The sequence below is a fragment of the Aeromonas sp. 25-248 genome (assembly GCF_053005425.1).
In genome coordinates, this window is the sequence record NZ_JBRKTB010000001.1 from 378,292 (window position 1) to 403,369 (window position 25,078).

General features: G+C 61.5%; 24 protein-coding genes. 8 read left to right on the plus strand and 16 right to left on the minus strand.

Annotated features, from left to right (window positions below; all coding sequences use genetic code 11):
• Positions 1 to 16: 16 nt before the first annotated feature.
• Positions 17 to 1,015 carry a 6-phosphogluconolactonase gene (pgl, locus tag ACVDHI_RS01785; RefSeq protein ID WP_447211614.1) on the plus strand — a complete coding sequence of 333 codons (999 nt, stop codon included), beginning with the start codon at positions 17 to 19 and terminating at the stop codon, positions 1,013 to 1,015.
• Positions 1,016 to 1,078: 63 nt separating this feature from the next.
• On the opposite strand, the gene ACVDHI_RS01790 is transcribed toward pgl, so the two are convergent.
• Positions 1,079 to 1,819, minus strand: a complete 741-nt coding sequence (locus ACVDHI_RS01790; protein ID WP_447211615.1) for a dienelactone hydrolase family protein — start codon at positions 1,817 to 1,819, stop codon at positions 1,079 to 1,081.
• A gap of 145 nt (positions 1,820 to 1,964) precedes the next feature.
• A complete protein-coding gene (locus ACVDHI_RS01795) occupies positions 1,965 to 3,203 on the minus strand; it encodes a uracil-xanthine permease family protein (protein ID WP_041213272.1) in 1,239 nt (412 codons plus the stop codon).
• Positions 3,204 to 3,520: 317 nt separating this feature from the next.
• On the opposite strand from ACVDHI_RS01795, the gene ACVDHI_RS01800 reads away from it, so the two are divergent.
• Positions 3,521 to 4,837, plus strand: a complete 1,317-nt coding sequence (locus ACVDHI_RS01800) for a Hint domain-containing protein (protein ID WP_447211616.1) — start codon at positions 3,521 to 3,523, stop codon at positions 4,835 to 4,837.
• Positions 4,838 to 4,954: 117 nt separating this feature from the next.
• On the opposite strand, the gene ACVDHI_RS01805 is transcribed toward ACVDHI_RS01800, so the two are convergent.
• Entirely contained in the window at positions 4,955 to 6,664 is a 1,710-nt protein-coding gene (locus ACVDHI_RS01805) for an NAD-dependent malic enzyme (RefSeq protein WP_201901368.1), read from the minus strand.
• A gap of 221 nt (positions 6,665 to 6,885) precedes the next feature.
• Between ACVDHI_RS01805 and mobA the strand changes: the two genes are divergently transcribed.
• The 3 genes from mobA to ACVDHI_RS01820 all read left to right on the plus strand — a co-directional run bounded on the left by mobA (position 6,886) and on the right by ACVDHI_RS01820 (position 9,407).
• On the plus strand, positions 6,886 to 7,500 hold the full coding sequence (gene mobA / locus ACVDHI_RS01810) for a molybdenum cofactor guanylyltransferase MobA (protein ID WP_274799203.1): 615 nt from the start codon (positions 6,886 to 6,888) through the stop codon (positions 7,498 to 7,500).
• Complete coding sequence (gene mobB / locus ACVDHI_RS01815) at positions 7,497 to 8,246, plus strand: molybdopterin-guanine dinucleotide biosynthesis protein B (protein WP_447211617.1); 750 nt, start codon at positions 7,497 to 7,499, stop codon at positions 8,244 to 8,246. Before mobA ends, mobB begins: the two co-directional genes overlap by 4 nt.
• An 81-nt stretch (positions 8,247 to 8,327) precedes the next feature.
• Positions 8,328 to 9,407, plus strand: coding sequence for an FUSC family protein (locus ACVDHI_RS01820; RefSeq protein WP_447211618.1), 1,080 nt, complete (start codon positions 8,328 to 8,330; stop codon positions 9,405 to 9,407).
• Between the two features lie 69 nt (positions 9,408 to 9,476).
• On the opposite strand, the gene ACVDHI_RS01825 is transcribed toward ACVDHI_RS01820, so the two are convergent.
• From ACVDHI_RS01825 to ACVDHI_RS01860, 8 genes are all read right to left on the minus strand, one after another.
• Positions 9,477 to 10,850, minus strand: coding sequence for an HD-GYP domain-containing protein (locus ACVDHI_RS01825; protein WP_447211619.1), 1,374 nt, complete (start codon positions 10,848 to 10,850; stop codon positions 9,477 to 9,479).
• Positions 10,851 to 10,934: 84 nt separating this feature from the next.
• Positions 10,935 to 11,492 carry a DUF3332 domain-containing protein gene (locus tag ACVDHI_RS01830; protein ID WP_301481853.1) on the minus strand — a complete coding sequence of 186 codons (558 nt, stop codon included), beginning with the start codon at positions 11,490 to 11,492 and terminating at the stop codon, positions 10,935 to 10,937.
• 144 nt (positions 11,493 to 11,636) lie between these two features.
• On the minus strand, positions 11,637 to 12,932 hold the full coding sequence (locus tag ACVDHI_RS01835) for a methyl-accepting chemotaxis protein (protein WP_447211620.1): 1,296 nt from the start codon (positions 12,930 to 12,932) through the stop codon (positions 11,637 to 11,639).
• Between the two features lie 202 nt (positions 12,933 to 13,134).
• Positions 13,135 to 13,599, minus strand: coding sequence for a GNAT family N-acetyltransferase (locus ACVDHI_RS01840; RefSeq protein ID WP_041214775.1), 465 nt, complete (start codon positions 13,597 to 13,599; stop codon positions 13,135 to 13,137).
• A 60-nt stretch (positions 13,600 to 13,659) separates the two neighbouring features.
• Positions 13,660 to 14,115, minus strand: a complete 456-nt coding sequence (locus ACVDHI_RS01845) for a DoxX family protein (RefSeq protein ID WP_319888251.1) — start codon at positions 14,113 to 14,115, stop codon at positions 13,660 to 13,662.
• Complete coding sequence (locus ACVDHI_RS01850) at positions 14,112 to 14,864, minus strand: DNA-binding domain-containing protein (RefSeq protein ID WP_339581080.1); 753 nt, start codon at positions 14,862 to 14,864, stop codon at positions 14,112 to 14,114. Before ACVDHI_RS01850 ends, ACVDHI_RS01845 begins: the two co-directional genes overlap by 4 nt.
• Before the next feature lie 53 nt (positions 14,865 to 14,917).
• On the minus strand, positions 14,918 to 15,760 hold the full coding sequence (gene bufB / locus ACVDHI_RS01855; RefSeq protein ID WP_324050265.1) for an MNIO family bufferin maturase: 843 nt from the start codon (positions 15,758 to 15,760) through the stop codon (positions 14,918 to 14,920).
• Between the two features lie 59 nt (positions 15,761 to 15,819).
• Positions 15,820 to 16,083, minus strand: a complete 264-nt coding sequence (locus ACVDHI_RS01860; protein ID WP_010673595.1) for a BufA1 family periplasmic bufferin-type metallophore — start codon at positions 16,081 to 16,083, stop codon at positions 15,820 to 15,822.
• A 298-nt stretch (positions 16,084 to 16,381) separates the two neighbouring features.
• Here ACVDHI_RS01860 and ACVDHI_RS01865 point away from each other — a divergent pair, with 298 nt between their 5' ends.
• Entirely contained in the window at positions 16,382 to 18,406 is a 2,025-nt protein-coding gene (locus tag ACVDHI_RS01865; RefSeq protein WP_201925694.1) for a BCCT family transporter, read from the plus strand.
• Between the two features lie 160 nt (positions 18,407 to 18,566).
• Here ACVDHI_RS01865 and ACVDHI_RS01870 read toward each other — a convergent pair whose 3' ends face one another.
• Positions 18,567 to 18,935 carry a hypothetical protein gene (locus ACVDHI_RS01870; RefSeq protein WP_447211621.1) on the minus strand — a complete coding sequence of 123 codons (369 nt, stop codon included), beginning with the start codon at positions 18,933 to 18,935 and terminating at the stop codon, positions 18,567 to 18,569.
• 615 nt (positions 18,936 to 19,550) lie between these two features.
• Between ACVDHI_RS01870 and ACVDHI_RS01875 the strand changes: the two genes are divergently transcribed.
• A complete protein-coding gene (locus ACVDHI_RS01875; RefSeq protein WP_161653712.1) occupies positions 19,551 to 20,651 on the plus strand; it encodes an ATP-binding protein in 1,101 nt (366 codons plus the stop codon).
• 16 nt (positions 20,652 to 20,667) lie between these two features.
• Positions 20,668 to 21,663 (plus strand): hypothetical protein, encoded by a 996-nt coding sequence (locus ACVDHI_RS01880; protein WP_447211622.1) that lies wholly within the window; start codon positions 20,668 to 20,670, stop codon positions 21,661 to 21,663.
• A gap of 512 nt (positions 21,664 to 22,175) precedes the next feature.
• Here the strand turns inward: ACVDHI_RS01880 and ACVDHI_RS01885 are convergent.
• The 4 genes from ACVDHI_RS01885 to ACVDHI_RS01900 all read right to left on the minus strand — a co-directional run bounded on the left by ACVDHI_RS01885 (position 22,176) and on the right by ACVDHI_RS01900 (position 25,024).
• Positions 22,176 to 22,694, minus strand: coding sequence for a GNAT family N-acetyltransferase (locus ACVDHI_RS01885; RefSeq protein WP_167825981.1), 519 nt, complete (start codon positions 22,692 to 22,694; stop codon positions 22,176 to 22,178).
• Positions 22,695 to 22,859: 165 nt separating this feature from the next.
• Positions 22,860 to 23,423, minus strand: coding sequence for a helix-turn-helix domain-containing protein (locus tag ACVDHI_RS01890; protein ID WP_161653714.1), 564 nt, complete (start codon positions 23,421 to 23,423; stop codon positions 22,860 to 22,862).
• A gap of 415 nt (positions 23,424 to 23,838) precedes the next feature.
• Positions 23,839 to 24,105, minus strand: coding sequence for a hypothetical protein (locus ACVDHI_RS01895; RefSeq protein WP_039039361.1), 267 nt, complete (start codon positions 24,103 to 24,105; stop codon positions 23,839 to 23,841).
• Positions 24,106 to 24,601: 496 nt separating this feature from the next.
• The gene (locus ACVDHI_RS01900; RefSeq protein WP_103260514.1) at positions 24,602 to 25,024 is read right to left on the minus strand and encodes a YybH family protein; all 423 of its coding nucleotides are present in this window, start codon (positions 25,022 to 25,024) and stop codon (positions 24,602 to 24,604) included.
• Positions 25,025 to 25,078: the final 54 nt, after the last annotated feature.

The following is a 25,078-nucleotide window of genomic DNA, read 5'->3' on the forward strand; positions in this document are numbered from 1 at the left end:
TCGCAAAGGAGATGCAATGCAACAAGTGGTCTATGTGGCCAACCCGGTGAGCGGGTTGATCCATGTGTTTCGCCTCGAGGCAGGCACCCTCGCCCCGCTGCAGGAAGTGCAGACCGGCGGCGAGGTGCAGCCCCTGGTCATCAGCCCGGACCGGCGCTGGCTCCATGCGGGGGTGCGCCCCGATTTTCGGGTGCTGAGCTTCCCCATCTCCGCCGATGGGCGGCTCGGGGCCCCGACCTCGGCGCCGCTGCTCGGCAGCGCCTCCCACACCTGCACGGACGACAGCGGCCGCCTCTTCTTTGCCGCCTCCTACGCCTTCAACCACGTCACCGTCTCCCGCCAGGATCAGGCGGGCCGGATGCAGCCCCCTCACCAGCGTCTCGACGACCTGATGGCGGCCCACTCGGTCACCTGGCTTGCGGGGCAAAACGGGGAGCAGGATCTGCTGGTGGCCTGCCTGAAAGAGGACAGGGTGCGCCGCTTTGCCCTGGTGGACGAGAGGCTGGTTCCCCATCCCTTGGGGGACATTCACACCGCCCCCGGCGCCGGGCCCCGCCATCTGGCACTGCACCCGGACAACGGCGATCTCTATTGCCTCAACGAACTCGATGCCACCCTCAATCGCTACCACAGGGAGGCGGACGGACAGATAGTGGCGCGCGAGAGCCTGGACATGCTGCCCCCAGGCTATGAGGGGGAGCGCTGGGGCGCCGACCTGCACCTGACCCCGGACGGGCGTTTTCTCTACACCAGCGAACGGGCCAGCAGCCTGCTCACCCTGTTCGGCGTCTCCCCCCAAGATGGCGCCCTCACCCCCCTCGGCCACTTCCCGACCGAGGCCTGTCCCCGGGGCTTTGCCATCGACCACAGCGGCCACTGGCTCATCGCGACCGGGCAGCAATCCCACGAGGTGGCGCTGCATGCCATCGACCCCGAAAGCGGCCAGCTCACCCCGGGCCCACAGAGCGAGGTGGGCAAGGGGGCCATGTGGGTGAGGGTGCTCGCCCTCCCCTGAGATGGCGAAAAACGGGCATAAAAAAAGCCATGGCACTGCCATGGCCTGCGTGAGCCGGCCCCCTCAGGAACCGGTCACCTCCTTCAGGAAACCGGTGAAACGCTGCCAGGACCTGGCATCGGCATCGGCGCGGTAGTTGTCCGAGCCAAAGACGCTGAACGCGTGGGGAGCACCGCTGTAGCTGGTCGCCTCGTGCTTCACCCCGGCGCTCTCCAGCTCGGCCACCAGCGCCGCAAACTGACCCAGAGAGACCGCCTCGTCGGCGCTGCCGTGCTGGACAAGCAACTCTCCCTTCACCTCTTTGTAGTCCTGCCCGGCCGGGGTCTCCAGCCCGCCGTGCACGCTCACCACCCCCTTGAGATCCGCCCCGCTGCGGGCCAGCTCCAGCACGGCGGCGCCGCCGAAGCAGTAACCGAGGGCCACCGCATTGTCGAGCCGCCCCCCCTGCCTGCCCGCCTCCGCCAATCCCCCTTGCAGCAGGGTGCGCATCCTGGTCCTGTCCTGATAAAGGGCCCCGGTGAGGCGCTTCTTGTCTTCCACCGTGCTCGGCCTGACCCCGGCACCGAACAAATCTACGGCAAAGACACTGTAGCCCAGGGCCACCAGCATCTCGGCCCGCTTGATCTCGTAGCCGTTGAGCCCGTCCCAGTCGTGCACCAGCACCACCAGAGGGGCCTCCTTGTCGGCACCCGCCAGGTAATAGCCCTCGAACGGCTTGCCTTCGACCTCGTAGCGCACCGCACCGGCCTCGGCCGCGCCGCTCCCCATCAGCCCCAGCAGGGCCAGGATCCATGCCCTCTTCATCCTTTCGTCCTCTCCCGTCAATGGTGCTCCTGAGTGTAGCCGCTTCACATGGGGAGCCCGGGTTCAGTGGTAGGCAGGCAAAAAAAGAGAGGCCACCCGAAGGTGGCCTCTTTTTCATCAACTCAACGTACAGCAAGCCAGGCGCTTAATCCTTGGCGCTCTCCATGGCACCCGTTTCGGAGTGCTGGGGCAGGATGAGGTTCAGCAGGATGGCCGCCACCGAGGCCAGCCCCACGCCCGCCAGGGCGAAGTCACCGATCTTCATCTCCAGGGCGCCGACACCCACGGTCAGGGTCACCGCCACGATGGCGATGTTGCGGGACAGCCCCAGATCCACCTTGGACTCCACCAGGGTCTTGAGACCGATGGCGGCGATGGATCCGAACAGCAGCAGCATGATGCCGCCCATCACCGGCATGGGGATGGAGGTGAGCAGGGCGTTGAACTTGCCGAAGAAGGCCAGAATGATGGCGAACACCGCCGCCCAGGTCATGGTGACCGGGTTGAAGTTGCGGGTGATCATCACGGCACCGGTCACTTCCGCATAGGTGGTGACGGGGGGGCCACCGATGAAACCGGCGAAGCAGACGCCGATGCCGTCACCGGCCAGGGTGCGGTGCAGGCCCGGATCCTTGGTGTAGTCCTTGCCGGTCACGCCGCCGATGGCGAGCACGCCGCCGATGTGCTCGATGCAGGGGGCGATGGCCACCGGCAGCATGAAGAGGGCCGCGGCCCAGTTGATCTCCGGGGTCTCGAAGTGGGGCAGCGCCAGCCAGGGGGCGTTGACCATGCCGTCGAAACTCACCTGGCCCATCAGCACGGCAGAGACATAACCGGCGATGACACCGCACAGGATGGGGATGAGCTTGATCCAGCCCTTGCAGAACACGGCGGCAATCAGGGTGACCGCCAGGGAGATGCCCGCCAGGGTCAGCGCCGTGGTGGCAGGCACCACCTGCTCACCGCCGGCACGGCCCATGGCCATGTTGCAGGCTACCTGGGCCACCGACAGGCCGATCACCATGATGACGGGACCGATGACCACGGGGGGCAGCAGCTTGTGCACGAAGCCCATGCCACGAGCGCGGATGATGGCCGCCAGGATGAAATACATGAAGCCCGCGGCAAACAGACCGAACATGGTGGAGGGCAGGCCCCAGGTCTGGGTGGCATAGATGATGGGGGCGATGAAGGCGAAGCTGGAGCCGAGGAAGATCGGCACCTGACGACGGGTGCAGAGCTGGAACAGCAGGGTGCCTACACCGGCGCCAAGCAGGGCCATGGAGGGGTTCAGACCGGTGAGCAGGGGCACCAGCACCATGGCACCGAAGGCGACAAACAGAATTTGCAGCCCGGCGACGCTTTGCTTGACCAAGGAAAACATGGGTATCCTTAATTTTTTGATAACTGACAGGGATATTTGACACTTTTCAGTCATCACAAGACGTTTTCAAGGCAGCCAACGGACCAAACGGCGTCATTTGTTGCCTTTTACTGCTTGGGGAGGGCATGAAACTGGCTTTTTAGGCGGGATTCGCTGCTACAAGCATCGAGGAAGCGATTTTACGCACTTTTATGGCCAACGCCAATCGTTTTTCCGGCGAGTTGACATGACAAGGCTTTCAACTGGTCGACGCAGATATCGCCCCAACCCCCTCTCTATACTCGAAGGCGTGACCCCACACCGACAAGGAGTTCCCCATGTCACTGCCCTCATTCAAACCCAGCCAGCGCCGGCTGCTGCTGGGTTCGGCCATCGCCCTGGCCCTGTTCGCCACCCCGCTGAGCTATGACTTCGACCACCACCAGTGGCAGGCAAACCAGGCCCATGCCAAATCCTGCTTCATTGCCGGTACCCGCATCCTGATGGCCGATGGCTGCGAACGCCCCATCGAGACCCTGCGGGTCGGCGATCGGGTGCGGGACAGGCACGGGCAGAGCAACCGCATCCAGGCCATCGAGCGGGTGGCGCTGGGGGCGCGCAGGCTCTACGGGCTCAATCATCTGCCCCCCTTCTTTACCGCCGAGCACCCCTTCCTCACCACCCGGGGCTGGGCAGCCATCGCACCGGCCATGACCCGCACCGAAAACCCGGCCCTCGCCGTGCTGCCGCTCTTTACCGGCATGCACCTGCTGGGTTGGTCAGAGGGGGGCAGCGCGGGCAACCTGGCGCTGGCACCGCACCCTGTCGACCTGCCGGTGGCCTCCCTCTCCTGGGTTGATGCCCCGCCCGCCACGGCGCTGTTCAACCTGATCCTCGATGGCAGCCACAGCTATGTGGCCAATGGGCTGATCGTGCACAACAAAGGGGGGGATGGCGGCGGCAACAGTGGTAGCGGAGGCGGCAACAGCGGCGGCGGAGGCAGCAACAGCGGCGGCGGAGGCAGCAACAGCAGCGGCGGAGGCAGCAACAGCAGCGGCGGAGGCGGCAACAGCGGCGGCGGAGGCAGCAACAGCAGCGGTGGGGGCAATAGTAGCCACAGTGGAAACAATAGCGGAAATGGAGGCGATAGTAGCCATAACGGAAACAATGGCGGGGACGACAGCGGCCACGGCGGCGATGACCGTGGTCAGGGCGAACATGCCGGTGGCGACCAGCACGCTGGCGGCGATCGCCACGGCGGTGGCGACAAGCATGCAGGCGGGGAGCGTCATGCCGGTGGCCGGGTGGACGACAACGGTGTGGACGCCGTCGACGCCAATGGCAACAAGCTTCGAGGGGACGGCAGCATAGATGACAACGGCGTAGACGCCGTCGATGCCAACGGCAACAAGCTCAGGGGCGACGGCAGCGTGGACGACAACGGTGTGGACGCCGTCGACGCCAATGGCAACAAGCTTCGAGGCGATGGCAGCGTGGACGACAACGGCGTGGACGCCGTCGATGCCAATGGCAACAAGCTTCGAGGCGATGGCAGCGTGGACGACAACGGTGTGGACGCCGTCGATGCCAATGGCAACAAGCGTCGAGGCGATGGCAGCGTCGATGACCGCCTGGTGCCCCCGCCCGCTCAATAAGTGGCAGCGTCCTGCCCCGCACACACAGCAGGGCGGAAAACAGAGAGGGTGGCCTGGGCCACCCTCTCTGTTTCTATGGCATCGTCATGCCCGCGACACGTGCGGGCAGGTCGCACCTCAGACCCGGCGGTACGGCAGGTAGACCGGCTCCCACATATGGCTCAGGATGTGCTCTTGCAGATCCTGACCGATGAGCGGGTGGGAGGGGTCGCGGCGCACGATATCCTTGAGCACCGCGGTCGCCACGTGCACCGAGATGTTGCGCAGCTCGCTGATCCTCGGGTAGACGGTGCCCCGGGCGAGATCCGCCTCGCTCACGCACTCCGCGAGCGCAAAGGCGGCGGTGGTGAAGATGTCCGGGCTTATCTCGCGGATCTGGCTGACGATGGCCGCCAGCCCCACGCCGGGGAAGATGAAGACGTTGTTGCCCTGACCGATGCGATAATCCTGCCCCTCATGATGCACGTCCTTGAACGGGCTGCCGGTGGCGACGATGGCGCGCCCCTGGCTCCAGCGGAAGATGTCTTCCGGCAGGGCCTCGCAGTTGGCGGTGGGGTTGGAGAGGGGGAACACCATGGGGCGCTCGCAGTGGGTCAGCATCAGCTGGATGTGCTCCTCCTGGAAGGCGCCACCGGCGCCGCTGGTGCCGAGCAGCACTGTGATGGGCACGTGGCGCAGCACCTCGGTCAGCCCCGCCTTGCCCTGCAGATCCCACTGGGCCAGCAAGAGGCCCGGCTTGGCGTAGCGGCGCTTGTACTCATCCAGCCCCTCGCGGTTGTCACACACCAGCCCCTGGGTATCCAGGATGTAGATGCGATCCCGCGCCGCCTGCGGGTCAAGCCCCTCGCGGATCATCCCCGCGCAGATCTGATCCGCCACCCCGACCCCGCCAGCACCGGCCCCGTAGACCAGGTAGTGCTGCTGGCCCAGGGTTTCCCCCTTGGATTTGACGGCCCCTATGATGCCCGCCAGCACCACGGCCCCGGTGCCCTGGATGTCGTCGTTGAACGACGGCAGCGCCTGCTGGTAGCGGGCCAGGTTGTTGAAGGCGTTGGACTTGCTGAAGTCCTCCCACTGCAACACGGCGTTGGGGAAGTGGCGCTTGACCCCGGCCACGAACTTGTCGATGAAGTCGTCGTACTCCTTGCCGCGAATGCGCCTGTGGGGCTGACCCAGGTACATGGGGTCATCCAGCAGCGCCTGGTTGTCGGTGCCCACGTCCAGCGCGATGGGCAGGCAGCAGGCGGGGTGGATGCCCGCCCCCAGGGTATAGAGGGCGAGCTTGCCGATGGGAATGCCCATGCCCCCCACCCCCTGATCGCCGATGCCGAGGATCCCCTGGCTGTCGGTCACGACGATGATGCGCACCGCCTTGGCATCCATGTGGCGGGCGAGAGAGCCCATGTCCTCGACGTTCTTCGGGGTGATGTAGAGGCCGCGCGGCTTCTGGAAGCGGTGGCTGAACTCCTGGCACGCCTTGCCCACGGTCGGGGTGTAGATGTAGGGGGTCATCTCCTCCACGTGGCGGGACAGGAGGGCGTAGAACAGGGTTTCGTTGCGATCCTGCAAGGCTCGCAGGTTCTGGTACTTCTCGATGTCGCTGCAGGCGCTCAGGAAGGCCTCATAGACCCGCTCCAGCTGGGCTTCGAAGGTCTGCACCTGGGGCGGCAAGAGGCCGTCGAGCTCAAAATCGGCCCGCTCCTGTTCGGTGAAGGCGGTACCCTTGTTGAGGTTGCGATCGTTGAGCAGATTGGTGCCCGTCAGCGCAACGGGGCGAAAATCGTGACCCTGTGCATCTTTCCACAGCAGATATTGTCCGGTAGCCATAGTCATTCTCTTTGATTTACATGAAGTTGCCATCAGGCAGGAGAGCAAGACTCAGAATGCTGGGGATCATATGACGTTTGCCGATCCGGTTTTGTGAGCTTGGACAAACCCTGCGGCCAAAGGCGCCTTTGCCGGGGCAGCCGAAGGTTGCTCCCGCGCCCGCCTTGGCGCAAGATCCCGACACGCCCCTGTGGGCATCCCTTTGCGAGCAACGGAGCACCATGACCCCTTCCTCTTCCCCCGCTTTTCTCGTCAGCGGCGTCATCCTCGCGGGCGGTCGCGCCATCCGCATGGGGGGCGATGACAAGGGCTGGGTGCCCCTCGCGGGCACTCCCCTGATCGAACACGTGCTGACCCGCCTGCGCCCCCAAGTCGACGAGGTGCTGATCAACGCCAACCGCAGCCAGGCTCGCTACCGGCAACTTGCTCCCGTCATCGGGGACGCGCAGGCCGACTTCCAGGGGCCGCTGGCCGGCATGCTGGCGGGGCTGACGGCGGCCCGTCACGACTGGGTGCTGTTCGTCCCCTGTGACGGCCCCGCCCTGCCCCTTGATCTGATGACCCGCTTTCGCGCCGCCATCACCCCGGACACCGATCTGGTGGTGGCCCACGACGGGGAGCACCTCCAGCCCGTGGTCGCCCTGTTGCGCCGCGCCCTGCGCCCCTCTCTGCAACAGGCGCTGGCGGACGGGGAGCGCAAGACCGGGGCCTGGTTTGCCCGCCACCGGATGGCGGTAGTGCCCTTTGCCGATCTGCCCGACGCCTTCGTCAACCTCAACAGCCCGGCCGAACTCGCCGCCTGGGAGGCGAGGCTGCGGGAAGGGGGTGCGCCATGAGCCCCCTGCCCCTGCTCGGCTTCGTCGCCTGGAGCGGCACCGGCAAGACCACCCTGCTGGAGCGCCTCATCCCGCGCCTGGTGGCACGCGGTCTGCGCCTCGGGGTGCTCAAGCACACCCATCACGCCTTTGACATGGACCAGCCCGGCAAGGACAGCCACCGCCTGCGCCAGGCGGGCGCCACCCAGGTGATGGCGGCCTCCGACCGGCGCCACGCCCTGATCCGGGAGACCCCGGAGGGGGAGCCCCCCTTCGAGGTGCTGCTGGCCCGCTTCGATGCGAGCGCCCTGGATCTGCTGTTGGTCGAGGGGTTCAAGCACAGGCGCTTTCCCAAGGTGGAGCTGTATCGCGCCGCCATCGGCCGGCCCCTGCTCTTCCCCGATGATCCTGACATCGTCGCCCTCGTGAGCGACGCCCCCCAGGCCACGACCCTGCCCCGGTTCCCCTTCGAGGATCTGGAGGCCATCGCCGACTTCATCTGCGCCCGGTTGCCCCCGCACGAACCCCGTCAGGCCCCGCCGCCCCTTCGCCTCTGCGCCAGGCTGCTGGCGGCCCTGCCCCCATCGGCAGAGCAGGGCGTTGTGCCCGGCTTGCTCAGTCAGGACGAGGCGGGCACCCTGCTGGTGCGCCCGGTGGATGGGGGCCACGACAGTGCCAACTGCCGCATCGAACGGGCGCCGGGTAGCGCGGCCCTTCCCCCCGGCGAGCGGGTCATGGTGCGCCTGCCGACAGGTGCGCCCGTATGAACCGGGGAAACGACGCAGGTCAAGGCGAATGCCGTCCCCCTTGCTATCCTCACAACCCTGACCCGAGATAAGAGAACGCCCTTGCGCCTCAATGCCCCCCTCTCCCGCTTCGATCTGCTCATCTATGGCCGCTACCGCCTGGTCCACGGCCTGCGCATCGCCCTGGCCTTCACCCTCACCTTCCTGCTGACCCGGGAGCTCAAGCTGCCGGAGAGCACCTGGCCCCTCATCACCCTGGTGGTGGTGATGGGCCCCATCTCGTTCTGGGGCAACGTGCTGTCGCGCGCCCTGCAACGGGTGGTGGGCACCGTCTTTGGCGCCGCCTGCGGGGTGGTGGCCCTCTATCTGGAGCTCTACTCCCTGCCCCTGATGCTGGCCTGGTGCTGCGCCATCATGTTCCTGTGCGGCTACCTGGCGCTCGGCAAGCGCCCCTATGTGGGGCTGCTCATCGGCATCACCCTGGGGGTCATCGTCGGCGGGGTGCCCGGGGACATCGAGACCGCGCTCTGGCGCAGCGGCGACGTCATCCTGGGGTCGGTGCTGGCACTGCTGTTTTGCAGCATCTACCCCCAGCGGGCCTATACCCACTGGCGTCTGCAGATGCACGACACCCTGCAGCAGGCCGGGCGGCTCTACCACACCCACCTCTCCCCCAACGTGCTGGAGCGCCCCAAGCTCACCCGAAGCCATGCCCGCCTGCTCGCCAAGATAGTCAGCCTGCGCCCCCTGCTGGCCCCGGCGGTCAAGGAGACCCGCCTTGGCAGCCCGCTGTTCGAGGCGACCCAGACCACCCTTCGCAACAGCGTCTGCACCCTGGAGATGCTGGCCAACACCTATTGGCGGGATCGCCAGAGCCACTTCCTGATGCAGAGCCACCCCGGGCTTCGCGCCTGCCAGCAGGCGACGGAGTCAGTGCTCACCGAACTCGCCCTCATGCTCAAGAGCGGCGATACCACGGCAGCCGACCAGGCCATCGGCCGCCTGCAAGCCGCCGCCGCCCGGCTCGATGGGGACGCAAGCCAGGCGCCAGGCCAGGGACACGACCCCACCCTTGGCGGCTACCTCTGGCTCAATCTCCATCTCATCGAGCAGCTCACCCACCTCCATCGCCTGCTGGGGCTGGTGCTGCAACCCTATGCCAAGCCCTCGGCCCTCCCCTGATCGCGCCTCCTGCAACCGCCCACAAAAAAGCCCCGCCGATGCGGGGCTTGCTTGTCTCGGGCTCGCGCCTTAGCTTGCACGAGCCAGGGGCTGCTCCGGAGTGAGGTAGAGGGAGAAGTCCTCTATCCCCGCCTTCAGGGCGGAAAAGCAGTCGGGGTCGATGGCCGTGCCCAGGTTTTCCGCCATCATCTCCAGGGCCCGCGGCACCGGGATGGCATCCCGATAGGGGCGCTTGGCGGTGATGGCATCGAAGATGTCGGCGGTGGTGATGATGCGCGTCTCCAGGGTGATCGCCTCCCCCTTGAGCCCCTTGGGGTAGCCCTTGCCGTCGAGTCGCTCATGGTGGGCGCCAGCCACCAGGGCCAGCTCCTCGAAGGCGCCGATGCGGCCCAGGATCTCCTCGGTGTAGGCGGCATGCATCTGCACCGCCGCCCACTCCTGCTCGTCAAGCTTGCCCGGCTTGTCGAGGATGGCGTTGCTCACCCCGAGCTTGCCCACGTCGTGAAGCAGGGCACCCCGCTTGAGCCAGCGTCGCCGCGCCTCGGACAGCCCCATCTGGGCGGCGAGGATGTCGGTATAGAGCGCCACCCTGCCGCTGTGCCCCGCGGTATAGGGGCTCTTGGAGTCCACCACCTGGCCGAAGGCCGCAGCAATCTCATCCAGATAATCCTCATCCAGCGCCACCTCCCCCTGCCCCGCCGGGTGGGCGAAGACCCGCTCCGCCAACGCGGGATCCGCCAGCCCTTGCCAGAAGGCCTCGTCTGCCAGCGCCTCGAAGGCATTGACCAGGGCGGGATCAAACCAGTTGCCGCTGCGCTCGCGCAGCTCCCTCATCGCCGCGTCCGGCCCGGCGGCGGCGTGAAACACGTCCACCACCTGACAGAGCAGGGCGATGCGGGAGAAGAGCGGGATGGCCTCCCCCGCCAGTTGTTGCGGCCGCCCTTTGCCGCTCCAGTGCTCATCCAGGGAGAGGATCCCCTGGGCCACCTCGTCGCTGAAACGCAACTGGCGGGCGATGTCCGCCCCCCGGTGGCAGCGGGTCAGGATCAGCTCGTTGGCTATCTGATCCCCGTTGCGAAAGATGTGGAACAGGCTGCGAAAACGGCCCAGCAGATCCGCCTGCAAGCCGGTGTGGCCCAGCACGAAGTTGACCACCTCGGAGAGGGAGCCATCCACCAGCTTGAAGTCGCGCTTGAAGTGAAGATCGTCGGTGAGATAGAGCTCGCAGATGCGGGCGGCATTGCTGCTGCACCCCAGATCCTTGAGCAACAGGGTGTAGTAGAGGTCGTGGCGCTGCCGGGCATCCAGTCCCAGTTGCTCCCCCAGACGAGAGCCTATCCAGCAGCAGCGGATGCAGTGGCCTCTCGGCTGCCCTTCCGTCATGTCCAGGGCATGACTGAGAGAACCAATCAGCTCTGCCAAACGCAACCCGTTTACCGTCATAGCCCACTCCCTCTACATCGGGGCGTACTTGCCCGCAGGCATGTATAGCATTTGTCGGGAGTAAAGGATCAGGGGCGCGACAAATTATACCTGCCCCGCTCCCCGACTTGCCGCCGCATCGCGCTGCTCGCGGCTCAGGGTCGAGACCAGTTTGTCATCCAGATAGAGATCCAGTCGCTCCCCGCGCATCTCTCCCCGCATCAGGCTGCGCTGACCATCGATGTAGTGGATCTCCATCTGGGCGGTGCGCTCGTCCGGGTAGCTTACCTGTACCTCGCGCACCCCTTGGGGCAGCAGGGCCAGCGGCACCTGGTTGAGGGCAGGATCCAGGTGCTGGTTCACCTTGATGATCGCATCGCTCTTCTGATCCACCAGGGCGGGCGACTTGCCGGTAATGGGGTTCTTGCCGGACCAGAATTCGATGGTGTTGAACACGAAGAGATCCGCCGTGGCCGCCAAGCCATAGACGGGGGAAAGGAGCACGAAGACGCCGGCACGGCCGTAGCGATTGTCCACCACGCTGAGGTTGCCCTTGGTCACCATGGAAGAGAGGCCCATCTGGCCCATGCAACCACCGAGCCCCAGGCTCGCCCCCATTCCCAGCAGCAGGGCCAGTGCCCTGCCTCTCTGTCGTACTGCCATTGTTGTCTACCTGCTCAATAAAAAGGAGGCGGCAGCCTAAACAAGGGGGCCGGGCGGCACAATGACGAAGGGGGGCGTCATACAGCCAGGGTTCAGCCTGGCCGTCCGATCGCTCACTCTGTTGGCAATCTTGCGGTCAGCCCCTCAGATGGAGAGGGCCGACACCGTCTGGGAGACCCTGTCCGCCTCCTGGTGGATCTCGCTCATCAGCTTGTCCACGCCGGCGATCTGCTGCTTGCCGAGTTCGGCGCTGCCCGCCACCCCGGCCATGTCGTCGGTCACCCTGGCGGTCAGCTCGCGGTTCTTCTGCACCACCCTGGCGATCTCGTCGGTAGAGAGCGACGTGCGGGCGGCCAGCTGGCGCACCTCGTCCGCCACCACCGCAAACCCGCGCCCCTGCTCCCCCGCCCGCGCCGCCTCGATGGCAGCGTTCAGGGCCAGCAGATTGGTCTGATCGGCGATGGCGCTGATGGTCGAGACGATGGCCTCGATGCTTCTGGACTGCTCGTTGAGCTGGCCGATGAGGGCGATGGCCTCATCCACCTGGGAGGCGATGAGGGAAGAGGTCTGCACCACGGCGCGCAGCAAGCCCGCCCCCTCCTCTGCGCTGTGCAGGGTCTCCTGGGCGGTGCTGTGGGCCAGGCGGGCCGCCTCCCGGGTGGCGTGGTTCTGCTCGATGCGCGCGGTGATGTCGCTGGCGAACTTCACCACCCGCACCACCTTGCCACTGCCATCCCGGATGGGGTTGTAGGTCGCCTCCAGCCAGACGGCCTGCCCCCGGCTGTTGTGGCGCATGAAGAGGCCGGATTTGAACTGGCCCCGGGCCAGCTCCTCCCAGAAACGGGGCTGCTCGCGCAGGAAGGTTTCGTCACAGAAGATCCTGTGGTGCCTGCCCGCGATCTCCCCCAGGGTGTAACCCATGACGCTCAGGAAGTTGGCATTGGCATGGAGGATGTCGCCGTTCGGGGTGAACTCGATCATGGCCCGGGAGCGGTCCAGTGCCTCGGTCAGCGCTTCGAGTCGCTCCAGCCGCTGGTGCTGTTCGGTGACGTCGCTGGCCATCTTGAATACCCGGGTCACCCGGCCCTGGTGCTTCACCGGGAAATAGGTCGCCTCCAGCCAGCGCGTCTCCCCCTGCCGGTTCACGCGCTCGAAGGTGCCTGACTGCACCTCCCCCTGGGCCAGGCGGCGCCAGAACTGGCGATAGTCACCGGACTCCCCCCAGGCCCTTGGACAGAGCTGGCTGTGGGGCTGCCCAATCAGTTCGGCGGCACCATATCCCATCAGGGCCAGGAAAGGGGTGCTCGCCTCCTGGATGATCCCCTCCGGGCTGAAGATGACGGTGGCGGCGCCCGCCTTGATCGCCTCTATGATGCCCTGCTCCTCGTCGAGCCGGGTCTGGCATGCCTGCAACTGCGCTTTGAGCTTCTGATTGAACATGACACTTCTTCCTCGTTGACCATCCCCATGGGCACCACGGCCTCACCCACAGAGGGTATCGGCACCGCCAGCGCCGACATAAGTGGTCGGACGACTGAAACGAATGGGGCGCGCAGTGTATAGAAAAGCGGCGATGCCGCCAAGGGCTCCCAGTACGCAGCCCTTGTGAAAGAGGATCAACTCGGTGCAGAAAAAGAGGAGGCTAACGGGCAGGTACGCACTCGAGACAGGCGGGATTGCCGGCAAAGCCGAACCGTTCGTAGATAGCGCGCCCATCACTGCTGGCATGGAGCCACAGCTTGCCCAGTTGCTGCTCGCGGGCATACGCCACCATGGCCACCAGCAGGGCATTCGCCATTCCCCGTCTGCGCCAGGCCGGCCGGGTGTAGATGTTGAGCAGGTACCCTTCCCGCCCCGCCAGATTGCCCGGGTAGGGCGGGCGCACGAAGAGTGCCAGGGTGGCGCACGCCACCACCTCGCCCTCCTCTTCCACCACCCAGCTACGGGCGCTGCCCTCTTCCTGCGCCTGCATGAAGTAGGCCTGCGTCGCCTCCCTGAGGACCGGATCCTCATCGGGCCGGGCAAGTTCCCCCACCTCGCAAAAGAGCGCCATGCGCAGTGTCGTCAGGGCAGGAATATCGGCCGCCAGGGCCTCGCGTACCTTCATCTCTTCTCCTTTGCATTCCTTTCCCACCCGTCAGTCAGGCAGGGCTCGTGTGCGGCCACCTTACGCCGGAGGCGAGCGACGGGCAAGGCGCCAGCTGTCGAGCCCCAGGGGGCCCGCCCCCCACACGGCCAGGGTCAGCAGCATCCAGCCCCACAACTGGTGATCGTGAAAGCCCCCCGCCCAGAGGGCCGGGTAGGAGATGACCGCCATGACGTTGAAGCCAAACAGCAGCAAGGCGACCGGACGGGTGAAGAGGCCCGCCAGCAGGAAGAGGGGCAGCAACAGCTCGGTCGCCGTGCCCGCATAGGCCGCCCACTGCCAGGGCAGCAGGGGCACCTGATATTCAAACTCGAACAGATAGAGGGTGCTGTCCCAGGCCGTTAACTTGAGCCAGCCGGATCGCAGAAAAATGGTGGCAACCCAGAGCCTGGCAAGCAGCAACAGGCCACCGCTGCACCAGGGCAAGATGCGTTCAACAAGGGGGCCAAGGGGCCTGGCAAGGGTTTGCGTTGTCATGGGGCAAGCTCCAGATCGACCAGCAGGTCGAGGGTGATGAGGGGGGCCAGGTGTTCGGCCATGGCGGGATCCTGAGCCAGCAGGCTGGCCAGCGGCCTGCCCTGCAGGCAGCCTTGCAGCAGACGCCAGGCGGCGGCATCCAGGGGAATGGGGTCGACCCGGTGTCCGGGGCGTTTCTTGAGTGCCAGGGAGCAGACAGCATCCAGTTCCCTGACCGTCTCACCGCCGTGCAGGGCCATCTGCCAGAGCGCCAGCACCGGATGGGGGCTCTCCAGGAGTTGCAGATCGCAGGCAGGATGCAGCACCAGCCGCTCCCAGTGCTCAGGGGTCATGGCGGCAAGCCGCTCGGCGGGCCAGCGCCGCGTCTCTGGTGCAAGCAGCGAGACCCGCTCCAGCCCCCACTCGAAGCGGGCCAGATCCCCGAGCCAGGGCAACGCGGCCGTGGTGGGCAAGCGTGCCAGCCAGTCGCCAAAGCCCTCCCCGTAGTCCATGACGCTCCCCTCCTCCAGAGGTGCCGCCAGCACGAACCCTCGTGCCGCCGCCTCAAAGAAGGTCTCGCCAACCATGGCGCGTACCGCGGGGTAGCTGCTGGCGAGCACCTCGGTGAGGCCGAGGATGAAGTTGTTGCGATAGATCTGCAACAGGGCGTCGGGGGCAAAGCGCCCCGGCTGGACGTGCCCGAGGATGGCATCATCCTGGCCGAGCAGACCGCTCGCAAAAGCGCGTTGCAGGGAAGCAAGCTCAGACATGGGCGGCCTCCCCGAGCAGCCCGCTCGCAAAAGTACCTTGCGGGAAAACAAGCTCAGACATGGGCGGCCTCCCTGGATGGTTGCTGCGCCGCGCTCAGGATCTCGCTGGCACGCTGCGCCTCTCCCAGCAGCACCGGCAGCGGGGGGATCGCCAGATCCCATTCAATCAGGGTGGGGATGGCGCGCTGCTGGCAAACCTGCTCGTAGAGCGCCCAGACGGGCTCGGCCACGGGGGTGCTGTGGGTATCGATATAGAGGGGCCCCTGAGGCAGGTGCTTCTCGGTAAAACCGGCCAGGTGAATTTCGCCGACCGTGTCGAGGTCGATAGTCGCCAGATAGTCGTCCACCTCCAGGCCGTGATTGACCGCGCTCACATGGAGGTTGTTGAGATCGAGCAGGACGCCGCAGCCGCTGCGCCCAGCCAGCTCGGCCAGAAACTCGGCCTCCCCCATCTCCCCCGCCAGTTGCAGGTAGGAGGAGGGATTCTCGATGAGCAGTTGTCTGCCCAGTGTCTGCTGCACCCGATCTATCTTGTCGCTCATGTGCAAAAGAGCGGCCCGTGTGTAGGGCATGGGCAGCAGATCGTTGAAATAGCGCCCGCCGATGCTGCCCCAGCTCAGGTGCTCCGACACCCGCACCGGCGAGATGGCCGCCACCAGGGCCGCCAGCTGGCGCAGGTGCCCGGCATCGAGAGGATCGGCGGAGCCCAGCGACATGCCGACTCCGTGAAGGCTCACGGGGTAGTGCCTCGCAAGCTCCCCCAGCACCTCGAAGCCCTGGCTGTGGCGCTCGAAGTAGTTTTCGCTGTGTACCTCAAGCCAGCCCACTCGGGGCAGGGTGTGGCGGATCTCGTCGTAGTGCGGGGGGCGTAAACCGATACCGATCAAGGGGTTCATGGCTGGGCTCTCAATAGATAGGGCCATGATGTGGCGGGCGCCACACCATGGCATGCGGCTTACTTGGGTTGCAGGGACCCGCCAGCGAGCTTCTCGCACAGCCCCTTGGGCACCACCACGAAGGCATCCCCCTGGGCATCCATCTTGGCGGTGCCGGCGCAGGATCCGCCCTTGGTGGCGCAGTCGTTCTTGCCCGCCTTGACCACGCCGTAGCACTTCTCCTTGTCATCCGCAGCCATGGCCGGCGCGGCGATGAACTGGGCACCCAGGGCCAGCAGACCCGTCATGGCAGAGGCGATGGCAGTACTCTTTTTCACGTTCATGTCTCTATTCCTTGTTGTCGAGAGTGATGTCTCCGGCGCATCTCATCCGGCTACGTTCAATAGAACCGGACGAGGGGGGAAAAGATTTCCCAAAAAACGGCATCAACTCGCTATTAACAAACAAGAAAGCGGTAACCATCTGATTTAAAGGCATAAAATACGATGAAAAAAACAGGACGACGAGTTCCTCCCCCACGGTGTTCATGGCCGTTGACCCTGTCACTCGCCGTCCACCCCTTGTCTGCTTTGCACCCGAGGGGCCTATAGTGTCTTGAGTCCTTCCACCCAAAGGTGTCCCATGAACGCTCCCCGTCCCCCCAGATGCACCCTGTCGCTGCCCATCTTCATCCCGGGTCTGCTCTTCATCCTGGCGCTGCTGGCCATCTGCTCCCTGGCCCCGGAGGCCGCCGCCCGCTTCTTCGGCAGCGGCCAGAGCTGGATAGCCCAGCACTTCAGCTGGTTCTATGTGCTGGTGGTCGGCATGTTCCTGATCCTGCTGCTGGTGATCGCCTTCAGCCACTTTGGCAACATTCGCCTCGGGCCGGACGATGCCCGCCCGGAGTTCAGCTTCACCTCCTGGCTCGCCATGCTGTTCGCCGCCGGCATGGGGATAGGGCTCATGTATTTCGGGGTGGGCGAGCCCATGAGTCACTTCGTCTCCCCGCCCCAGGCGACGCCCCTGACCCAGGTGGCCGCCCGCGAGGCCATGGTCACCACCTTCTTCCACTGGGGCTTTCACGCCTGGGCCATCTACGCCATCGTCGGCCTGGTGCTGGCCTACTTCGGCTTTCGCTACAACCTGCCCCTGACCATCCGCTCCGGCCTCTATCCCATCTTCAAGGAGAAGATCCACGGGCCGCTCGGCCACGCGGTGGACGTCTTCGCCCTGGTGGGCACCATCTTCGGCATCGCCACCACCCTGGGCTATGGCGTGATGCAACTCTCGGCGGGGATCACCCGCCTCACCGGCATGGACACCTCGGGGGAGCTGTTTCGCTTCGGCCTCATCGGGGTAGTCATCGCCCTCGCCGGCATCTCGGCGGTCACCGGTCTCGACAAGGGGGTGAAGCGCCTCTCCGAGCTCAACCTCTTTCTCGCCATCGTGCTCCTGCTGTTCGTGCTGGTGGCCGGCCCCACCCAGTACCTGCTGGGAGCCCTCTCGGAGAACATTGGCAACTATGTCTCCTCTTTAAGCCAGCTCACCTTCCGCACCTTCACCTACAGCGAGACCCGCCAGGCGGGCTGGTTCGGCAACTGGACCCTGCTCTACTGGGCCTGGTGGATCTCCTGGTCCCCCTTCGTCGGCCTCTTCATCGCCCGCATCTCCCGCGGACGCACCCTGCGCGAATTCATCCTCGGCGTCCTGTTCGTGCCCACCGCCTTCAACCTGCTCTGGATGACGGTGTTCGGCAACGCCGCCATCTGGGCCAGCCAGCATGAGGGGGGCACAAGCCTCATCGACTCGGTCGGCAACATCGACACCCTGCTGTTCAACTTCTTTGACCTCTTGCCGGGAGCAGACATCACCTCGGCCCTCGCAGTGATCCTCATCAGCGTCTTCTTCGTCACCTCCGCCGACTCGGGAGCCTTCGTCATCGACAACATCGCCACCCAGGGCAAAGAGGGCTCACCGATCTGGCAGCGCCTGTTCTGGGCTCTACTGCTCGGGGTCACCGCGGGTACCCTGATGAGCACAGGGGGGCTGGCGGCACTCCAGTCCATGACCCTCATCGCCGCCCTGCCGTTTGCCTTCATCATGGTGCTGCTCTGCCTCGGACTCTGCCGCGGCCTTGTCGCAGACAAGGAGCACTCGGCCAGGCGCCTCTCCCCCGCCACTGACTTCTGGAACGGCAAGCAGTGGCGCACCCGGATGGATCACCTGCTGCGCCCCTCCACCGAGCAGGAAGCCCGCGCCTTTGTGGACAAGGTCGCCCTGCCCGCCCTGACGGCCCTGAGTCAGGAGTTCGCTGCCCGGGGCATCACCAGCCGGGTCGAAGAGGATGGGCCGGATCAGTGCCATCTGCTGGTGCCCCAGCAGGGTCGCCGGGACTTCTGCTACGGGGTGCGCATCGAGGCCCGCCCCGCACCCGCCTTCAACCCCCTGGAGGCGGCCCACAACCACGATCCCGAGGCCCGCATCTTCGAGCCCATCACCTATTTTGCCGACGGCCGCGCCGGTTACGACATCCAGTACCTGACCCGGGACGAGCTGAGTGCCGACGTCTTGCGCCAGTACGAGCGCTATCTGGTGCTGAGCCAGGACGAGGGGCAGGATCTGCTGAGCAGCGCCCCCGAACATACCCAGCCAACCCAGGGAGAGTGATGACCAGGCAGGGATCAAGTCAGCTCCCCGCCCGGAGCTTATGGCCGGGCACACTGGCGGCGAGGGCTGCCCCCACCCCCCATCACAACAGAGAAAGGGGCCCCAGGGCCCCTTTCTCGTCACTGCCTCAACCTGCGTTGATTTCAGAGCCTCAACCGGCTCAGGCGGTTTTCACGCACTTCTGGATAAAGCTGTTCTTGGCCGCCCCGGCGAGCTTCTTGTCCGCTGCCGCCTTCTCGCACTGGGTCGCCTTGTCGGCGGCCCCGTTCGTCTTCACGCACTTCTGGATAAAGCTGTTCTTGGCAGCACCGGCCAGCTTCTTATCGGCGGCCGCTTTCTCGCACTGGCTTGCCTTGGCACTGGCGGAGGCATCCTTGACGCACTTGCCCACAAAGCTGGTCTTGGCGGCGCCCGCCAGCTTCTTCACCGCCGCCTGGGCCTCGCACTCTTGCTGCGCGCCAGAGGTCGCGCTCTGGGCTACCCCCATACCGAGCAACAACACTGTCATCAGGATGGTAATGGATTTCATCTGACAAGCCCTCGTTATTGATTTGAGTGTGGTTCTGGCACCGAGGGAACAAGGCTCACCTGCCCCCCTCTTCCGATTGCACTATAGTATTTCCCACAGTAGGACGGCCAGAGTACCTCCCTCTATTCCATGCCACTAATCCCACCGAATCAACCGAATAAGGCCACTCACAAAGTAGTGAGCTAGCGCAAGAAAATCTTTCTTTTCTGATAGTTGGAACACTTTTAACTAGTAGAAGAGGTTTCAACTGGCCTATTATAGCCGCTCGATGCCTATTGAACTGCGATGGGCAACTACCCTCGCTGGTCAACGAAGCATTTTGGAAGCTGTAATCCACGGGCGGTAGCGTGTTTTTACTAAGCAATCGACGCCAAGCCAAGCCAAGCCAAGCCAAGCCAAGCCAAGCCAAGCCAAGCCAAGCCAAGCCAAGCCAAGCCAAGATTGTAGGCTGAACTGAGCAAAATGAAGCCTAACTATTGAAAGATGAATACTATATATCTCTGCCACTCTTTTAATTTCAATCATACTATGTCATCAATTTCACCTTCCTATTTCAATAGGGAACTATTATCTAGCCATCAATAAAATCAAAAGCCTTTTAGTTTGGAGAATAATATGCACTTAGAAGAATGGAGAAAAAAGAACCCATTTTTCATTAAAAAAATAACGATAAATAACCTTGTCTCTAAATATAACATCCTGTGGGAATTAACCGACATAAACATATTAGTTGGAAATAATGGATCTGGTAAGTCTACCATATTCAAACTGGCACAATTGGGACTACAAGACATTCGTAGTTTCGACCAAAATAGCATTGGAGGGATATTAGGTAAGTTTGATTCTATGGAAATAGAACTAAATAATGGCAAAAAAGGTAAAGTTAAAATTAGCGATGGCCATGAAAAAAATGACTATATGCTAAAATTACTTTCAGAACTGATTGAGAATGAAAAATTCACGAGCCAATCTAGCCATGAAGAAATAGAAAAAATACGTAAAACCATAAAAAACATTGAAAATATAAAATCATCTACCAGTGATATAACCAGATACATTTTAGAAGGTCAGTCTGAATTTTTTAGCAAAAATGAAAGCGATATAAGTTATTTCAATAAAAACATATCGATAGAGTTTATTTCTACGTTTGACATGTTACTTTTATCTCAAGAAAAATATGATAAATATAGTGGAAAATTATATTCTGAGCTTGATGTAGTAATAAAGGAAGAATTAGATAAGCTGAAAGACAATATAATTCAAATTAAAGATAAAACAAAGAGAGACTTTATAAGAAAAAATAACTCAAAATCTCTCCAAGAAGTTGATGACAAAAATAATGCAAAAATAGACACTTTAAATAATGAGTTGGCTATATTTTTCAAAGAATCAGGAAAAAAAGTTCTTGTAGGTAAAAATGGTGAACTATCAATTTCTTCAAATGGCCAGCGACTTAGCACAAGAAATTTATCTTCTGGAGAGAAGCAATTAATTCTTATTCTGATAAAAACCTTAAATTGCTCGCTATTTAACCCCTGCTTAATATTCATGGATGAACCTGAAATATCTTTACATGTTGCTTGGCAAATGAATTTAATTAACAGCCTTAAGAAGATAGCAGATCAATCTCAAATAATTGTTGTTACTCACTCACCTGCTCTTGTTATGGCGAATTACAAATCAAAAATGGTCGATATAAAAGACCTGGTTTTCTAAAAAATAATACTCACAAATGAAAAACAATAACTTTATCGATATTCTTTACAGCAAGGATTTTGCTGAGGTATTCAATGTGATATTACGAGATCCGGAGGATAAGGGATGGATTCACGTTGAAAACGAACGGGATAAGGCATTTTGGATTGATGTTTTAGGCACAGACATTATTCAACGATATCAGTTCACTATGAGTTCAGGCATTGATGTCGTCGATGACGGTGCCAGAGGAAAAGCTAGATTTTATTCCCATTTAGAAAAAGCTAATATAAAGCATGTTTTTGCCATAGATTCAGATCTATCTCATTTCACACCAGACTTGGCAAACGTAAATTTAACGATCATATCTAATAAATATGTCCTTCATACCTATGGATATGGAAAAGAAAGCATAATAAATAGTGCAGAAAACCTCAACGCTTGCCTTAATATATATAGAAAAACATGCGAAAACACACTTTCTTACATAGAATTCCTTGAGACCTACTCTAATATAATATATAAACCTTTACTTGCTTATATATTTTCACTTAGTCTGCCGCCACGAGAAAGAATTTCTAGCAAAGATTTTTACGCCGCAATAAAAATAAATCCAACAGCATTTTTCAAAGAAGATAAATGGCAATCAACAATTAAAAGAATAAATGAATTCAACACTAACAATGATTTTTCAGAGCATAATGATTTCATTGGATTCATGAAAACAGCATCATCATTTGGGCTTATGAAGAACAACGCTTACCAATTTATAGACTGTCACTTCCTAGAAAACTCTGTTATCAACCCCGTTGACCGACTGATTCGTAAGGGTTTGATATCCAAAAACATCGAAATGTACAAAAAAATAATTAAAGATGGTACCGCCATTAAAGAGAAGATGGCCGACATAACAAATCACTTTGAACGAAATATTTGCCTTGACACACTTCGGCATACATTAAGTAGTTATCGAGAGAATATGTTGTTCCAGCTTATGGAGAAACAAAAGGATCATTTAATGACACTTCACTGAACAAAAAATTAAGGACACCCACCTTTCTGAGCCAGCCGTTACCTGGCTGGCTATATCTCTCATCACACACTGATCTTCCTGGAACCCGATAAATACCTTGTACACGAGTGACATTTACCCAGTGGGGTCGCGTGTTCAGACATTGCAATGCTTGACACCAAACAAATGCCAAGGGAGTAAAACGGGATCTATCGGATTAACAAGGTGGCTGATGGCATCGCCGCTGACCATAGTGCTGGGCGAATTGCTGGCAATGACCTCTGTCGCCCACCACTTGGATACCCAGCCGCCAAAACAGCGTCACCGAAATCCAGGACACCCACCTTTCTGAGCCAGCCATTACCGGCTGGCTTTATTTTTTATCCCACCTATTCCAGTCATCCACTTCGTATCGGGCAAGCAACATTTACCCGGCGGGCCGCATGGTCAGAGACAGCAGCAAAAAAGCGGGTGTCCCTATTTTCCCTCCATTTATCCTCTTCTATTTGTCCACCTGGGCGCCGTCATACGGCTCACAATGCTTTGGTCATAAACCGGCTGTAGGGATCCTCACGGTAATGACCAAAGGGGCCGCACTCCTCAAACCCGAAGGCGTGATAGAGGTGATGCGCCGGTGCAAAGAAGGGTTGGCTGCCCGTCTCCAGGCTAAGGCGGGTCAGACCGCGCAGATGGGCCTCTTCCAGCACATGAGCCAGCAGTTGGCGGGCAATGCCACGGCGGCGGTAGCGGGCGGCGGTGCGCATCGATTTGATCTCGCCATGTCCCGCCTCCAGCCGTTTCAGGGCCACACAACCGGCCGCCTCTTCCCCGTCCCACAACGTCCAGAAACTGACGTCCGGTGCGCGCAGCGCCGCACCATCGAGGGCGTGCGTACTCTCGGGGGGCGAGATGGCACGCATGTCGTTCAAGTGCTCTTCCAGCAGTGCCATCACGCGCGGGTCGGTCACATCATCCAGTCTGATTTGCATCCCTTCTCTCCTCTCTCTTGTTGCCCTTGTTGCGTGCCGGACCTTGCAGCGCGCCGCTCGCAGCGCTGACGGGGACTCGGCACATTGTCATTCCCGGATATACCGACGTCTGCATGACTCCCCGCACGCCCCCTCTTTGGTGCGTGCCACGGGCCGCCTTTGGCGGGTAATGCGTAGTCCTTGGTCGGTACTTGGTGCCCTGTTGAGCAGGTACTGCGTATCCCTTCTTTAGTTGGTACTGCGTACCAGGGCGACCAGATAGCGGGCGGGCGTGCTGCCCGGATTCATAAAGCGGGTGCCCCCCTCAATGCTCATGCAGAGACAATCGCCGGCGCGAAGCTGCCACTGCCCCTCGGACGATTCAATCTGCATCTCGCCTTCGAGCAGCCAGATCTGCTGGTGCCAATGGGTTGGCAGCGGCTGGGGTGCATACTGCACGCTCTGCCCGGCGGGGAAGTGCACCTCCACCATCTGCAGCGGCGCCTGCGGCAATGCCGTCAGATGGCGGCGCTGATAACCGGATTGCGGATCGGTCCAGACCGGCTGATCTTCAACGCGGCGGCAGGGCGAGACCGACTCCTCGGGCTCATGAGTGAAAAGCGAGGCGAGCGGCACGCCCAGCGCGGTGGCCAGTTTATCGAGCACCACGGCGGTCGGGCTGCTCTGACCGCGCTCGATATTGGAGATATTGGAGCGACTCACCCCGGAGCGCTCGGCCAGTTGCTCCAGCGACCAGCCCTGTTGTTCCCGCAGCCCGTGCAGCCGCGCCGCCAGCATCTGTTGAAAATCCATGTAAAAATCCAAAATAAAGGAGATTAATCCAAAATACTGGATTTTCATCACAAGTCGAGTTCTTTTTTATTGGGTGCCTGTGTTCCTGCCGCCACCAGTCACTCGTCGATGAGCCCCCCCCCACGTTACGGTGCTTGGCGTATCAAACAGCCTCCTCGGTAACCGGAGAAGGCGCTACCGCCTGACTCTGTGGCGCGCTCTGTTCGGCGGCATGGCCACAGATGATGGGCAGCAGCGGCCAGCAAGGCGGGCGTCCCGGGTTGGCACTCCCAGATTGGCAGCTCAGGTCAGCACTCGTCGGGCTATATCAGGGCCATATCAAGGCCATAGCGTCGCCGCGCTGGGTGAGCGGACACAAAAAAACCATCCCGCACGGGATGTTTTTTATTGGATGGCTAGCAAGGCAAGGACCTTCTTACCACCGCCCCTGGGGTGGCTGCTGGTTGCGCGACTCCACCATGGCAATGAGGATGGCCATCAGGCTCGATATCAGCATCAGCCCAATGGCGATGGGAAACGTCACCAGGATGTAAGAGAAACGCCCGATCTCTGCCGCCGGAGAGTCCGATAGCATGATCATTGGCAGGGGGAAGACCAATAACAGGGCCAGGTAAAACATGATCCTGGCGATCATCAGGGGGGTATTGAGGGACTGGGTCACTATTTTTCGGTACGGCCACATGATGGTTTGCTCCCTGCACTGTGGTGTTGTTGTTGTCGATAAGCCGCGCCGTCGAGGCATCTGCGGCCCTGCTCGTCCATGAAGGGTGTCAAGCAGTCCCCTGATTAGCAGCCACGGCAGGCCGGGTCAACGGGCCCCGGGGGGCTGGAAATGACCCACAGACAGGGTTGTGCTGCCAGGGGCGAGCATAACAACGAGAGTGCAAATCAAATGTGCAAAAACGTCGCAGCAATCACTGTCGGCGCACTTTCTGCCAGCAGGTTGTGAGGCACAACCAAAACGGGGAGTTGCGCCGTGGGCTGCGCTGTGATGCCCCCTCCCAGGCAGAGCGGTGCCCTGCGTGCGGCTCGGGCTCCCCGGCCTGGATGGCTTGGCTCTTGCTACTCAATCTGGCTACTCAATCTGACTAACCGATCTGACAGCACGGACTTGATGGTGAGCCTTGATTACGCACGCTATACACGCACTCTGGCTACGTCGAGCCAGTGTGACTGCGCTAGTCGGTTGCAGGCCGATCGCCGGGCTGCTGCGCTCCCAGCAGCGTGGTGCCGTAGGAGTTGTCCACCGTGCAGCGCCACTGCCCGCCGGGCTCTTTGCGAAACACATAGGTAGCGCGCCGGGTTTCAGCAATCCACCCCTCTCCGCCCGGATATCGCAGCCGGGTCTCCATGATCACCAGGGCATTGTCTGCCCCCTCGATCACCTCCATGGCCCCCTGGGTCACCTCAAGCTGACCGTCAAAGTAATCGGAGATGGCAGTGAAGGCGCGGCGGATGGCGGGAATGCCGCGCACCACCATGCCGGGTTTGACCACCAGGGCGGCGTCTTCGGCGTAGAAGGCCATCAGGGCGTCGAAGTCGCGCCGGGAGATGGCGGCGTCACAGGTCTCGATCAGGGTGCGAAGGGGATGCGGGCTCATGCCGTGCTCCTTGTTTCAGGGGGATCTGGGCGGGCTACCCGCCCAATACCGGAC